This is a genomic window from Kitasatospora sp. NPDC098663 (genome assembly GCF_044760075.1).
In the GTDB taxonomy this organism is placed as follows: Bacteria; Actinomycetota; Actinomycetes; order Streptomycetales; family Streptomycetaceae; genus Kitasatospora.
The window spans coordinates 1-14493 of sequence record NZ_JBIWAP010000013.1 but is presented as its reverse complement, the minus strand read 5'-3'; the positions used below and the strand labels follow the sequence as shown (position 1 = coordinate 14493).

9 protein-coding genes are annotated in these 14493 nt (G+C 73.8%); all 9 read left to right on the top strand.

Translation table 11 applies throughout. The annotated features are described in order from the left end of the window. Positions 1 to 248: 248 nt before the first annotated feature. Complete coding sequence (locus tag ACIQVZ_RS16340) at positions 249 to 2117, top strand: putative bifunctional diguanylate cyclase/phosphodiesterase (RefSeq protein WP_402450523.1); 1869 nt, start codon at positions 249 to 251, stop codon at positions 2115 to 2117. Between the two features lie 162 nt (positions 2118 to 2279). Further along, on the top strand, positions 2280 to 2576 hold the full coding sequence (gene gatC / locus ACIQVZ_RS16335) for an Asp-tRNA(Asn)/Glu-tRNA(Gln) amidotransferase subunit GatC (protein ID WP_030057414.1): 297 nt from the start codon (positions 2280 to 2282) through the stop codon (positions 2574 to 2576). A gap of 5 nt (positions 2577 to 2581) precedes the next feature. Then, positions 2582 to 4075: an Asp-tRNA(Asn)/Glu-tRNA(Gln) amidotransferase subunit GatA gene (gene gatA, locus ACIQVZ_RS16330; protein WP_350884606.1), complete on the top strand. Its 1494-nt coding sequence runs from the start codon at positions 2582 to 2584 to the stop codon at positions 4073 to 4075. Next, entirely contained in the window at positions 4072 to 4347 is a 276-nt protein-coding gene (locus tag ACIQVZ_RS16325) for a hypothetical protein (RefSeq protein ID WP_350884604.1), read from the top strand. Before gatA ends, ACIQVZ_RS16325 begins: the two co-directional genes overlap by 4 nt. A gap of 77 nt (positions 4348 to 4424) precedes the next feature. Beyond that, positions 4425 to 5936, top strand: coding sequence for an Asp-tRNA(Asn)/Glu-tRNA(Gln) amidotransferase subunit GatB (gene gatB, locus ACIQVZ_RS16320; protein WP_402450520.1), 1512 nt, complete (start codon positions 4425 to 4427; stop codon positions 5934 to 5936). Between the two features lie 368 nt (positions 5937 to 6304). Then, on the top strand, positions 6305 to 6463 hold the full coding sequence (locus ACIQVZ_RS16315) for a hypothetical protein (protein WP_159398431.1): 159 nt from the start codon (positions 6305 to 6307) through the stop codon (positions 6461 to 6463). A gap of 134 nt (positions 6464 to 6597) precedes the next feature. Further along, on the top strand, positions 6598 to 9639 hold the full coding sequence (locus ACIQVZ_RS16310) for a helix-turn-helix transcriptional regulator (protein ID WP_402450517.1): 3042 nt from the start codon (positions 6598 to 6600) through the stop codon (positions 9637 to 9639). A gap of 547 nt (positions 9640 to 10186) precedes the next feature. Further along, positions 10187 to 13120: a putative bifunctional diguanylate cyclase/phosphodiesterase gene (locus ACIQVZ_RS16305; protein ID WP_402450722.1), complete on the top strand. Its 2934-nt coding sequence runs from the start codon at positions 10187 to 10189 to the stop codon at positions 13118 to 13120. Positions 13121 to 13453: 333 nt separating this feature from the next. Continuing rightward, the coding region (locus tag ACIQVZ_RS16300) for a thiamine pyrophosphate-binding protein (protein ID WP_402450516.1) at positions 13454 to 14493 on the top strand (1040 nt) is incomplete at its 3' end.

Sequence of the window (14493 nt, the reverse complement as noted above, 5' to 3'; positions counted from 1 at the left end):
GCCGTGGAAGCGGGCATTGTGTCACTGTGCGACACCCGGGCGCGGTGGCGCGTTTCCGGTTGTCCGAAAGTCTGCCCACCGGGTGGACCCCGGCATACCCTGGAGCGCAACAGAGTGTCAGCAGGGGTGGGGGCACCGGCTGAGCCGGTGCTCCGCGGGGTCGCTCCATGCCCGGCAGCTGTCGGTACCGGCACGGTGCCTCACCGTAAGGCGGCCTGACGGGGCGGGCCCGACGGAGGACAGGGCTTATGGATCATACGACCGGCGGTGCGCCCACACGCCCGCCGCAGGGGGTGGCAGGTGCGGTCCTGCTGCTCGGCGTGCTGCTGGCCGGTGCCGCGCCGCTCATCCCGCTGGCCGTCCTGGTCTACCGGTACGAGCCCGAACTGCTGCCGCTGTTCGCGGTGCCGCTGGCGGTGCTGGTCGCCGCCTGGCGGATCGCCCGCGACCGCGCCCGTGACCAGCTGACCGACCCGCTGACGGATCTGCCCAACCGTCAGGCCCTGTTGATGGCCGCCCAGGAGGCGATCGCAGAGCGTGCGGAAGGCTACAGCGTCGGTCTTATCCTGCTCGATCTCGATCGCTTCCGATCGCTCAACGACACCCTCGGTCACACCGCCGGCGACCGGCTGCTGGTGCACATCGCCCGCCGGCTGCACCGCGCGCTGCGCTCCGGAGGCCCGGCCGGCAGCGCCACCCGGGAGTCCATCGACGACGTCTTCGCAGGCCTGCCCCGGAACTACCGGCGCGGCCGCCCGATGGTGGCCCGGATGGGCGGCGACGAGTTCGCCGTGCTGCTGCCCGGCATCAACTGCCCGGACAGCCTGGAGCGGGTCGCCAAGGCGCTGATCGCCGAACTCGCCGCGCCGATCCGGCTGGACGGACTGCTGCTCGTGCTGGAGGCCAGCGCCGGCGTCTGCGTCTACCCGCAGCACGCCCAGGACGCCGAGGCGCTGCTGCGCCGCGCCGACGTGGCGATGGGCCACGCCCAGCGCGGTTGCAGCGGCGTCGCGCAGTACGACGAGACCCAGGACGCCGACACGCCGTACCGGATAGGGCTGCTCGGCGACCTGCGGCGGGCCCTGGAGACCGGCGAGGTGCAGCTGCACTACCAGCCCAAGGTGGCCTTCGACGGCCGGGTGGTCGGCCTGGAGGCGCTGCTGCGCTGGGAGCGCCCCGGCCAGGGCCGGGTCTCGCCGGACGAGTTCGTCGGGCTCGCCGAGTCCAGCGGCCTGATGCCCCGGCTCACCGACTACGTGCTGGAGGCCGCCGTCGGGCAGCTCGCCTACTGGCGGGAACAGGGCCTCCAGGTGCAGGTCGCGGTCAACGTCTCCCCGCGCGACGTGCTCAACCCCGGCTTCGCCCAGCGCGTCGCCGGCCACCTCGTCCGCCACCAGGTGCCGGCCCACGCGCTCCAGCTGGAGATCACCGAGCGGCTGCTGTTGGACGACTCCCGCCGGGCCGCCGACACCCTCGCCGAACTGCGCGGCTACGGCGTCGGGATGTCCCTGGACGACTTCGGCACCGGCCACTCCTCGTTGGTGCGGCTGCGCAGCCTGCCGGTCGGCGAGCTGAAGATCGACCGCTCCTTCGTCTCCCGGATGGTCGCCGACGACCACGACGCGGCGGTGGTGCGCTGCTCGGTGGAGCTCGCCCACTCGCTGGGCCTGACCGTGGTCGCCGAGGGCGTGGAGGACGACGAGACCTGGGAGCGGCTGCACTGCATGGGCGTGGACGCCGTCCAGGGCTGGCTGGTGTCGGCGGCGCTGCCGGCCGAGCAGGCCACCGCCTGGCTGCGGGTGCACCGCACCGGCGCCCCGCCGGTGGAGCGGCTGGTCCCCCCGCCGGGCCGGCTGCCGTCGGCCCTCCACGCGGTGCAGGGGGGCCAGGGCCTGCCGGTCCAGCCGGTGCTGCCGCCGGCCGGCCAGCCGGTGGTCCAGCAGGCCATCGCGCCGGTGCTGCCCCCCGTGCTGCCCCCGACCCTCCCGCAGGCCGTGCAGGCCGTGCAGGCCGTTCAGACGGTCCAGGCCGCGCCCGCGCCCCAGCCCGTGTCGGCCGCGCAGATCGAGATCAAGGCGCCGGGCACGCAGAGTTGGGCCCGCACCAGGCCGCAGTGACGGGCGCGCAGGCTTACTCGTTGGCCGGTGGCCGGGCCGGGCCCCATAGGATGGGTCCAAAGACCACGAGGACGGAGCACCGGACCGGTTGCTCCTGCCCGGGCCCGGCACCGCCTGCGCGCGGCGTCGGGCCTCACCAGAACTCACCCTGAGGATCGCTGCATGCCTGGCATCACGCGCGAGGAGGTCGCCCACCTCGCCCGGCTGTCGCGTCTTGAGCTGAAGCCCGAAGAGCTGGACCACTTCGCCGAGCAGCTCGACGTGATCATCGGCGCGGTCGCCCGCGTTTCCGAGGTCGCCGGACAGGACGTCCCGCCGACCTCCCACCCGCTCCCGCTGACCAACGTGATGCGCGCGGACGAGGTGCGGCCGTCGCTCACCCCGGAGCAGGCGCTGTCCGGCGCCCCCGCCGCCGAGGAGCAGCGTTTCCGTGTGCCGCAGATCCTCGGGGAGGACTGACCGAGATGACCGAGTTGATCAAGTACACCGCCGCTGAGACGGCCTCCGCCATCGCCAAGGGCGAGGTGTCCGCCGTCGAGGTGGCGCAGGCGCACCTGGACCGCATCGGCGCCGTCGACAAGAAGGTCAACGCCTTCCTGCACGTCGATACCGAGGGCGCGCTGAACGCCGCCAAGGCCGTCGACGAGAAGCGCGCCAAGGGCGAGGAGCTGGGCCCGCTGGCCGGCGTCCCGCTCGCGCTGAAGGACGTCTTCACCACCAAGGGCGTGCCGACCACCTGCGGCTCCAAGATCCTCGAAGGCTGGATCCCGCCGTACGACGCCACGCTGACCACCCGTCTCAAGGACGCCGGCGTGGTCATCCTCGGCAAGACCAACATGGACGAGTTCGCGATGGGCTCCTCCACCGAGAACTCCGCCTACGGCACGACCGGCAACCCGTGGGACCTCTCCCGCATCCCCGGCGGCTCCGGCGGCGGTTCGGCCGCCGCGCTGGCCGCCTTCGAGGCCCCGCTGGCGATCGGCACCGACACCGGCGGCTCGATCCGCCAGCCCGGCGCCGTCACCGGCACCGTCGGCGTCAAGCCGACCTACGGCTCGGTCTCCCGCTACGGCCTGGTCGCCTTCTCGTCCTCGCTGGACCAGGGCGGCCCGTGCGCCCGCACCGTGCTGGACGCGGCGCTGCTGCACGAGGCCATCGCCGGGCACGACCCGCTGGACTCCACCTCGATCGACGCGCCCGTCCCGGCCGTGGTCGAGGCCGCCAAGCTGCGCGACGTGCGCGGCATGCGGATCGGCGTGGTCAAGGAGTTCGCCGGCGAGGGCTACCAGGCCGGCGTGATGGAGCGCTTCAACGAGTCGGTGGAGCTGCTGCGCGAGCTGGGCGCCGAGGTCGTCGAGGTCTCCTGCCCGTCCTTCACCCTGGCGCTGCCCGCGTACTACCTGATCGCGCCCAGCGAGGCCTCGTCCAACCTGGCCCGCTTCGACGCGATGCGCTACGGCCTGCGGGTCGGCGACGACGGCTCCCGCTCGGCCGAGGACGTCACCGCCCTGACCCGCGAGGCCGGCTTCGGCCCCGAGGTCAAGCGCCGCATCATCCTCGGCACCTACGCCCTCTCCTCGGGCTACTACGACGCCTACTACGGCTCGGCCCAGAAGGTCCGCACGCTCATCTCGCGCGACTTCGACGCCGCCTTCGCGGGCGTGGACGTGCTGGTCTCGCCGACCACGCCGACCACCGCCTTCCCGATCGGCGAGCGCGCCGACGACCCGATGGCGATGTACCTGGCCGACCTCTGCACGATTCCGTCGAACCTCGCGGGCAACGCGGCCATGTCGCTGCCCTGCGGTCTGGCCCCGGAGGACAATCTCCCGGTCGGCCTGCAGATCATCGCACCCGCGATGGCGGACGACCGCCTGTACCGGGTGGGCGGCGCCGTCGAGGCCGCACTCAACGACAAGTGGGGGCACACCCTGCTGGAGGAGGCACCGGCACTGTGAGCAAGATCGAGAAGGCCAAGGCCCCGTCGTCCCTCAAGGCACCGTCGTCCCTGAAGGGCTTCAAGCACAGCAAGCCGGGCCTCTGGCTGTCCATCGGCACCAGCGCCTTCGGCGCGGTCTCGGTCGTCAAGGACGTGCGGAAGGCCCGCGAGGAGAGCGACACCCTCAAGCTGGTCAACGCCCTGGTCGGCGCCGCCGCGCTGATCACCGGTACCGCCCTGCTGGTGCGCGAGCTGCGCCAGCTCGGCTCCGACGACGTCCTGCTGGGCTGAGCTGAGCGCCCCGGCCCGGCCCCGCGCGAGCGGCGGCCGGGCCCGTACCTCCCAAGTCTTTTAGTGAAGGGGACGCTGTGAGCGTCATGAACCTGGTCTCCTACGAGGACGCTCTCGCGTCGTACGACCCGGTGATGGGCCTTGAGGTCCACGTCGAGCTGGGCACCAAGACCAAGATGTTCTGCGGTTGCTCGACCGAGCTGGGCGCCGAGCCGAACAGCCAGACCTGCCCGACCTGCCTGGGCCTGCCCGGCTCGCTGCCGGTGGTCAACGCGATCGGCGTGGAGTCGGCCGTCAAGATCGGCCTGGCGCTGAACTGCGAGATCGCCGAGTGGTGCCGGTTCGCGCGGAAGAACTACTTCTACCCGGACATGCCCAAGAACTTCCAGACCTCGCAGTACGACGAGCCGATCGCCTTCAACGGCTACCTCGACGTGCAGCTGGAGGACGGCTCGACCTTCCGCGTGGAGATCGAGCGCGCCCACATGGAGGAGGACACCGGCAAGTCCAGCCACGTCGGTGGCGCCACCGGCCGCATCCACGGTGCCACCCACTCGCTGCTCGACTACAACCGGGCCGGCATCCCGCTGATCGAGATCGTCACCAAGCCGATCGTCGGTGCCGGCGAGCGCGCCCCCGAGGTCGCCAAGGCGTACGTCGCCGAGCTGCGCGAGCTGATCAAGGCGCTGGGCGTCTCCGAGGCGCGGATGGACAAGGGCCAGATGCGCTGCGACGTCAACCTGTCGCTGCGCCCCAACGGCACCGAGACCTTCGGCACCCGTTCGGAGACCAAGAACGTCAACTCGCTGCGCAGCGTGGAGCGGGCCGCCCGGTTCGAGATCCAGCGGCACGCCACGGTGCTGACCGACGGCGGCACGATCATCCAGGAGACCCGGCACTTCCACGAGGAGGACGGCAGCACCACCTCGGGCCGGATCAAGGACAACGCCGAGGACTACCGCTACTTCCCCGAGCCGGACCTGGTGCCGATCGCCCCCGCCCGCGCCTGGGTCGAGGAGCTGCGGGCGGGCCTGCCCGAGCTGCCGCGGGTGCGCCGGGCCCGGCTGCAGGCCGAGTGGGGCCTGTCCGACAAGGACATGCAGTCGGTGCTGAACGCCGGCGCCGTCGAGCCGATCCAGGAGACCATCGCCGCCAGCGCCCCGGCCGACCAGGCCCGCAAGTGGTGGATGGGCGAGCTGGCCCGCCGGGCCAACGAGACCGGCACCGAGCTGAGCGAGCAGCCGATCACCCCGGCGCAGGTCGCCCGGGTCACCGCGCTGGTCGCCGAGGGCAAGCTGAACGACAAGCTGGCCCGTCAGGTCATCGAGGCCGTGCTGGCCGGCGAGGGCGAGCCGGACGAGGTCGTCGAGAAGCGCGGCCTGGCCGTCGTCTCGGACGACTCCGCGCTCGGTGCGGCCGTCGACCAGGCCATCGCCGAGAACGAGGCGATCGCCGCCAAGATCCGGGACGGCAAGGTCGCCGCGGTCGGCGCGCTGGTCGGTGCGGTCATGAAGGCCACCCGCGGCCAGGCCGACGCGGCCCGCGTCAAGGACCTGATCCTGGAGCGGCTGGCCGTGGAAGGACAGTAGGCGCAGTCTGGAGCGGCTGGCCGTGGAAGGACAGTAGGCGCAGTCTGGAGCGGCTGGCCGTGGAAGGACAGTAGGCGCAGTCTGGAGCGGCTGGCCGTCGAGGGGCAGTAAGCACAACCCAGGGAATCTGGGCATCTTTGCCTGAGGTCCTAAGGCGTCTAAGGCACCTAAGGCCCTCTAAGTAAGGCCTAAGGCTCGGTCTCACCTCTAAAACGAGGTAAGACCGGGCCTTTGTCGTTCCCCGGGCCCCGATCTAAGGCATCCGGGGCCCGGAAGATCGGTAGGGCTTCCGATGCGGCACCCCCCGCTGGGAGAGGAGGCTCTTACTCGACAGCGAAACGCAGTGAGACCCACAGGGGGAACCGAAAGTGATCGAGTACGAGCTCATCCAGCAGCACGCCCACGAGCTGGCCGTCCGCGCCGAGCACGAGCGCCTGGTCCGGGAGGCCAAGGAGGGACGCCGCCTGCGGCAGCGTCCGGTGGCCGCCCGCTTCCAGCGGCGCCCCGCGCGCCAGCGCGAATGCTGACGGACCGGCACCACGACGGTGCCGAGGGAGTTTCGGAGGGGGAGGCGCAGCAGGGGAGCGCCTCCCCCTCCGGGCGTTCGCCAGGGGAGATAACCCCTCGGCCCGCCACCTCCGGCTATGGCATGCTCGCCTCCATGCAGCAGATATCGGTGAGTCCCGTCTTCGTCGGCCGCGGCAGCGAGATCACCGAACTGACCGACGCGCTGCGCCGGGCCGGCTCCGGCAGCCCGCAGGCCGTGTTGATCGGCGGCGAGGCGGGCGTCGGCAAGACCCGGTTGCTGGAGGAGTTCCTGCAGCGGGCCGCCGCCGGGGGAGCGGTCACCACGCTCGGCGGCTGCCTGGAGATCGGCGCCGAGGGCCTGCCGTACGCCCCGCTGGCCGCGGCGCTGCGCCGGCTGCACCGCTCGCTGGGCGCCGAGCTGGAAGCCGCGGCGGCCGGCAGCGAGGGGCACCTGGCCCGGCTGCTGCCCGAGTTCGGCGAGGCCGACGGCGAACCCAACGACGAGTACGGCCGGGCCCGGCTGTTCGAGCACACCGCGAGGCTGTTCGAAAGGCTCGGCGCGGAGCGTACCCTCGTGTTCGCCGTCGAGGACCTGCACTGGTCCGACCGCTCCACCCGCGAACTGCTCGCCTTCCTGGTCCGCACCCTGCACCGGTCCCGGGTGCTGCTGGTCGCCACCTACCGCTCCGACGACCTGCACCGGCGCCACCCGCTGCGCCCCTTCCTGGCCGAGCTCGAACGGCTGCGCACCGTCCAGCGGCTGGAGCTGGAGCGGTTCGGCCGCGGCGAGGTCGCCGCCCAGCTGGCCGGCATCCTCGGCACCGCCGACCCCGACCGGAAGCTCGTGGACCGCATCCACCGCCGCTCCGAGGGGAACCCGTTCTTCGTCGAGGAGCTGGCCACCGCCTTCGAGGACGGCTGCGGCGCCGGGCTCACCGACTCGCTGCGCGACATCCTGCTGGTCCGGGTGGAGAGCCTGGACGAGGAGGCCCAGCGGGTGGTGCGGATCGCCGCCGAGGGCGGTTCGCACGTCGAGCACGCCCTGCTGGCGGCCGTCCTGCACGACGACGAGGAGGCGCTGATCGAGGCGCTGCGGGCGGCCGTCGGCGCCAACATCCTGCGCCCGGACGGCGAGGGCGAGGGCTACCGCTTCCGGCACGCGCTGGTCCGCGAGGCGGTCTCGGACGACCTGCTGCCCGGTGAACGGCACCGGATCAACCGCAAGTTCGCGCTCGCCGTGGAGGCGAAGCCGCAACTGGTCTCCTGCGACGCCCTGCCCGCCCGGCTGGCCAACTACTGGTACCACGCGCACGACCCGGCCCGCGCCCTGCCGACCGCCCTGGACGCCGCCCGGGCGGCCCGGCGCCGCAACGCCTTCGCCGAGCAACTGGGCATGCTGGAACGGGCCCTGGAACTGTGGGACATGGTCTCCGAGGAGGTGCTGGCGCACACCCTGCGCCCGTACGACTGGGCCGAGACCTACCCGCCCGGCTCCTGCGACCACAGCACCGCCGACGGGGACTGCGACCGGATCCAGCTGGTCGACGTACTGGCCGAGGCGGTGGTCGCGGCCCGGCGCTGCGGCGACCGCGAGCGCGGGCTGAGCCTCGCCAGGCGGGGGCTGCGGCTGGTCGACGAGGCCGTGCACCCGGTGCGCGCGGCCTGGTTCCGGATCAACCGGGCCCGGATGCTGGGCAATCTGCGCCGCTCCGGCGACGACGAGGAGATCCTCCACGCGCACCGGCTGGTCGACCACCTGCCGCCGTCCGCCGTCCAGGCCGAGGTGTTCGCGCTCGGCGCCGGGGTGGCGATGCTCAAGAAGCCCGGCCCCGAGCACATCGAGCTGGCCGAGCGGGCGATCCGGATCGCCCAGGAGGTCGGCGCGCACTCCGTCGAGGTGCACGCCCGGATGACGCTCGGCGGTCTGCGCTACGACGTGCACGGCGACGCCGACGGCGGGCTGGCCGAACTGGCCGGGGCGGTCGAGGCGGCCCGCCGGCTGGGCGTGCCCGACCTGCTGCTGCGCGGCGTCAACAACCTGGCCAGCATGCAGCGCGGGGTGGGCCGGGCCGAGGAGGCGGTGGTGCTGGCCCGCGAGGGCCTGGTCTACGCGGACGGCAACGGCCTGCTGCGCAACATCGGCACCATCCTGACCGGCAACCTGGCCGAGGCGCTGACCGACCTGGGGCGGATCCGGGAGGCCGCCGAGGTGCTCGACGCCTGCGAGCTGACCAGCCTGACCGGCACCCACGCCGAGTTCCTGGACCGGATGCGCGGCGACCTCGCGCTGCTGCGCGGGGACCTGGCCGGCGCGGCGACCATGCTGGCGCAGGCCCGGTCGGCCAACCGGGTCGGCCAGCTCCAGCACAGCGTGCCGATCAGCCGGCTGGCGGTGCGGATCGCCGCGCTCGCCGGCCGGCCGCTGGAGGCCCGGGAGGAACTGCTCGCCGCGCTGGCGGAGGAGGGGCGGCTCGGCCACGAGTCCGACGTGTACCCGCTGCTGGTCGAGGCCGCCACGGTGGAGGCGGACAGCCGGGGCCTGCCGGAGGCCGCGCCCGGCCGGGCCGAGGCGCTGGCCGCGATCGCCGCGCGGGCGGCCCGGCTGCGGCCGCGGGCGCCGGTACACCACGGCTGGGCCCGGCTGCTGGAGGGCGAACTGGCCCGCGCCGAGGCCGCCGACACCCCGGAGCACTGGGCCGCGGCGGTCGCCGTGCTGCGGCCGACCGGGCTGCCGTACCCGCTGGCGGTCGCCCTGCTGCGGGCCGGCGAGGCCGAGGTGCTGGCCGGGCGGCGCGAGGCCGGGGCCGAACTGCTGCGCGAAGCGCGGGAACTGGCCACCATCCGGGGCGACCGTCCGCTGCTGGCGGAGGTCGCGGGCCTGGCCGACCGGGCCGGGCTGACGCTGACCCCGGTGGCGGCCGCGCGGCCGGCCGCCGGGCCGACCGCGACCCCGCCCGCCGGGGAGTCGTTCGGCCTCACCCCCCGTGAGCGGGACGTGCTCCGGTTGCTGGCGCGCGGCTGGAGCAACCGGCAGATCGCGGAGGAGCTGTACATCTCTCCGAAAACCGCGAGCGTGCACGTTTCCAACATCCTGGGCAAGCTCGCGGTCACCGGCCGGGGCGAGGCGGCGGCGCTGGCGCACCGGTTGCGGCTGTTCCCGGACGATCCGGCTTAGGGCAGGGACTGGGCCCTGTCCGGCCAGGGCCTCCCGCTGACCCGTGCGCCCGGCGCCGGGCCCCCCGACCGTCTCCGGTCCGGGCGGGCCCGGCGCCGGGCGCCGTCGCGTGCTCCCGTGCGCGCCGCGTGAGCCCCCGGCCGCGCGCCGCCGCCAACCGGGCCGATCCGCCGGAATCGGGTGCATTTCCCCACCCTCTCGCCATTACTCTAAGTTGAGTGCATGTGTCATTGAGTGACGGATTTGGTGTAGGGTCCCGATCGGGAACATCGGTGCGGTGTGGTGACCGGAAGGCCGCCCACCCCCTGGGCCTCCGTCCTGACGGGGCGCCAGGCCACCGCGTACGGCCAAGAGGCGCGCGGCCGGTGGCCCGTGGCCGGGGCGCCAGGCCCCGGGCCGGAGGGGGAGAGGCCGAGTGAGCTCCACCGATACGGTGCTGCCCGGGGCCGGACGGCCGGGCGTGCCACCCGCCGACGCGTCCGAGCCCGACACGTCCACGCCCGGCGCGGCCGAGGCCTGCGCGTCCGCCCCCGGCCGGCGCGGCCCGCTGGGCCGGCTCCGGGAGAGCCGGACGCTGCCCGGACTCGTCCTCGGCACGCTCTGCCTGGCCTACGCCCTGGGCGCCGCCACCGGCTGGGGATCCTTCCAACTCTCCATCTTCATGGGCGACTTCGGCCTGGCCGCGGCGGCGCTCGCGGCCGCGCTGTCCTGCCTGGTGTACGGCTGCACGGCGGGCGGGCGCGCCCGCCCGGCCTGGCTGCTGTTCGGCCTCTCCTCGCTCATGGTGGCCTGCGGCAACGGCACCTGGGGCTGGTACGAGCTGGTCGCCCGCAGCCCGCTGCCGCAGGACTCGCTCGCCGAGTACGCCTTCCTGCTGTTCTCCCCGCTCGCCATCACCGGCGTCCTGGTGCTCGCCCAGCGCCCGCGCTCGGCCGCCGGCTGGCTCTGCCTGCTGCTCGACGGCTGGCTGATCGCCGGCTCGCTGTTCACCCTCAGCTGGAGCCTGGCGCTCGGCCGGATCGCCGCCGGCGAGGCCGGCTCGCCGCTGCGGCTGGCCCTCAACCTGGCCTACCCGGTCCTGGACATCCTGCTGGTCAGCCTGGTCGTCGGACTGCGCTTCGGCGGCCGGGACGGCAACCGGGCGGCCGTGCACACCGCGATGGTGGCGCTGGCCGTCACCGTCCTGTGCGACGCCCTGTTCACCTCCCCGGAGCTGCGCAGCAGCTACCGCTCGGGCGAACTGCTGGACGCCGGCTGGTTCTCCGGCAGCCTGCTGCTGGCCTGGGCGCCGTGGTCGCCGCGCTGGCGCCGCCCGCTGCGCGAGCACCCCTCGGCCGGAGGCCTGCCGCGCCGCCGGGTGGCCACCACCTTCAGCGCGCTCACCCCGTACGCGGCCGCCGCGGTGTGCACCGCCGGGATCCTCTACAACGCCCTCGGCGGGCGGGAGTTGGACCGGGTGGTGGCCGCGGCGGCCTGCACCGTCGGCCTGGCGCTCATCCTGCGCCAGGGCGTGATGCTGCTCGACAACCTCTCGCTCGCCCAGGAACTCGCCCACAAGGAGGCGCACTTCCGCTCCCTGGTGCAGGGCTCCAGCGACGTCATCATGATCGCCGGTGCCAACGGCGTGCTCTCCTACGTCTCCCCGGCCGCGCTCGGCGTCTACGGGCGGGACCCGGAGGAGCTGGTCGGCGGCAACCTGCTGGACCTGGTCCACCCGGAGGACGTGGACCGGGTGCTCGCCGAGGTCCGCCGCTACCTGGCGAGGGTCCGGCTCACCGCCCACCGCTCCCCGGGCACCGCCGAGCCGTCCGCCCGGGTGGAGTGCCGGATCAGCTCCGGCGGCGGCGAGTGGCTGCACGTCGAGTCGACGGTCAGCCGGCACCGCGACGGCCTGATCCTCAACAGCCGGGACGTGACCGAACGCGTGATACTGCAGGCCCAGTTGCAGCACAACGCCTTCCACGACCCGCTCACCGACCTGCCCAACCGGGCGCTGTTCGCCCAGCGGCTGCGGGCCGCCCTCGGCGCCCGCGGCCAGCAGGGCGAGGGCGGCGCCGGGGTCGCGGTGCTCTTCCTCGACCTGGACGGCTTCAAGGCGGTCAACGACACGGCCGGCCACCAGGTGGGCGACGAACTGCTGGTGCAGGCGGCCCGCCGGCTCCAGGGGGCCGTCCGCTGCGGGGACACCGTCGCCCGGTTCGGCGGCGACGAGTTCGCCGCGCTGGTCTGCGGCCCGCTGGGCCGGCTCCAGGTCCAGGAGCTCGCCGAGCGGCTGCGGATCGCGCTCTCCGAGCCGTACTGGATCGGCGGCGCCGAACTCGGTGTCGCCGCCAGCATCGGCATCGCCTTCGGCACCCCCGAACGCGGCCCGGCCGCCGACCCGAGGGCGGCCACCGACGAGCTGATGCGCAACGCCGACCTCGCGATGTACCGGGCCAAGTCCGAGGGCAAGGGCCGGGTGGTGCTCTACAACCCCGCGATGCGGGCCGATCTGGAGCGCCGCACCGAACTGGAGGAGCGGCTGCGGGCCGCCGTCCGCGAGGGCGGCTTCACCCTGCTCCACCAGCCCGTGGTGGACCTCGCCAGCGGCGCGGTGACCGGCGTCGAGGCGCAGGCCCGCTGGCGCTCGGCGGGCGGCCTGCTGCTCACCCCGGCCGAGTTCCTGCGCTCGGCCGACCACGGCGACGCGGCCACCCGGTTCTCCCGCTGGCTGGTCCAGGAGGCGGTGATGGCCGCGGCCGACCGGCGCGGCCAGTCCGGTCGCAGCCGCAGCGGCCCCGCGCCCGTCCCGGTCGCGGTCCGGCTCTCCACCGAGCGGCTGTGCTCGCCCGGCCTGTACGAGACGGTGGCCGCGGCGCTGCGCGACAGCCGGCTGCCGCCCGGCGAACTGGTGATCGAGGTGGCCCGGATGGGCCCGGACTCGCTCGCCGACGAACTCGGCCGCCGGCTGGCCGCGTTGCGTCGGCTCGGGGTGACCACCGTGCTGGCCGGCTACGGCGCCGGCAGCGGCTCGCTCGGCGAACTGGCCCGGCTGCCCCTGGACGGCCTCAAGCTGGACCGCACGCTGGTGCAGGACCTCGGGGAGTCCGCGCTCAGCCGCACGCTCGCCGGGCACGCCCTGCGGCTCGGCCACGACCTCGGTCTGGTCACCGGCGCCGAGGGGGTGGATCTGCCCCGCCAGGTCGCCGCGCTCCAGGAGCTGGGCTGCCGGCAGGGCCAGGGTTCGGCCTTCGCGCCGCCGCTGGACGAGACCCGGCTGCGCCGGGCGCTGGTGCGCCGGGGCTACCCGCTGCCCAGGCCGCTCGGTTCGGTCTCGGCCCGGCGCGCGTACCTGGCCGCGGAGGCCCGGACGGGTGGCCGCGGGGAGGGCGGCGGGGGGCGTGTCGTGCATCACCACGGTGCCCCCGACCTGCCCGAACGCCGCGCGGTGAGCGGTCCAGGGTCGGGTCCGCATGGCGAGACGGTCATCCCACCTGCTTGACACGCGCCCCCGGACAGGAGGAGGGTCGTTGCCATGCGCACCCGAATTCTCGTACTTGGCGGGCGCGTCGGCTGAGCGGGCTCACACGCCCCGCTTGTGACAGACCGACGCGCCACCCCTCGCATGCCCTTGGCACGAGGGGTTTTTTGTTGCACTGACGCTGTTCCACCACCGCAAGACCCCTGGTCCCGACCGCCCGATCCGCTCCGATTTCCGGGGAGGAAGCGGGACGATTGGGGCAGAGCCGGCGATCGGCCCGAAACCGGGACCCCACCCTCGCACCACCGGGGCCCGCAACCACCGGGCCGGCACATTCCGAGAAGAGACAGGCAGATGACTGAGCACGCCGCATCCCCCCGCCGCGGGGACGCCACGGCCGCCCACGCTCCCGCTCCCCAGCACGTCGTCGAAACCATGACCGGCGCCCAGTCGCTCATCCGCTCGCTGGAGGCCGTGGGCGCGGACACCGTCTTCGGCATCCCGGGCGGGGCCATCCTTCCCGCGTACGACCCGCTGATGGACTCGGCCAAGGTGCGCCACATCCTGGTCCGGCACGAGCAGGGCGCAGGCCACGCCGCCACCGGATACGCCCAGGCCACCGGCCGGGTCGGGGTCTGCATGGCCACCTCCGGCCCGGGCGCGACCAACCTGGTGACCCCGATCGCCGACGCCTACATGGACTCCGTGCCGATCGTCGCGATCACCGGCCAGGTCTCCTCCAAGGCGATCGGCACCGACGCCTTCCAGGAGGCGGACATCTGCGGCATCACCATGCCGATCACCAAGCACAACTACCTGGTCACCGACCCCGCCGAGATCCCCCGGGTGATCGCCGAGGCGTTCCACATCGCGGCCACCGGCCGCCCCGGCCCGGTCCTGGTCGACATCGCCAAGGACGCCCTCCAGGCCACCACCACCTTCCGCTGGCCGGTCGAGCTCTCGCTGCCCGGCTACCGCCCGGTCACCAAGCCGCACGCCAAGCAGATCCGCGAGGCCGCGAAGATGCTGGTGGCCGCCAAGCGCCCGGTGCTGTACGTCGGCGGCGGCGTGATCAAGGCGCAGGCCACCGCCGAGCTGCGGATCCTCGCCGAGCTGACCGGCGCCCCGGTGGTCACCACCCTGATGGCGCTCGGCGCCTTCCCCGACAGCCACCCGCAGCACCTGGGCATGCCCGGCATGCACGGTTCCGTCCCGGCCGTGACCGCGCTGCAGAAGGCCGACCTGCTCTTCACCCTCGGCGCCCGCTTCGACGACCGCGTCACCGGCAAACTGGACGGCTTCGCCCCGCACGCCAAGGTCGTCCACGCGGACATCGACCCCGCCGAGATCGGCAAGAACCGCCCCGCCGACGTGCCGATCGTCGGCGACGCCCG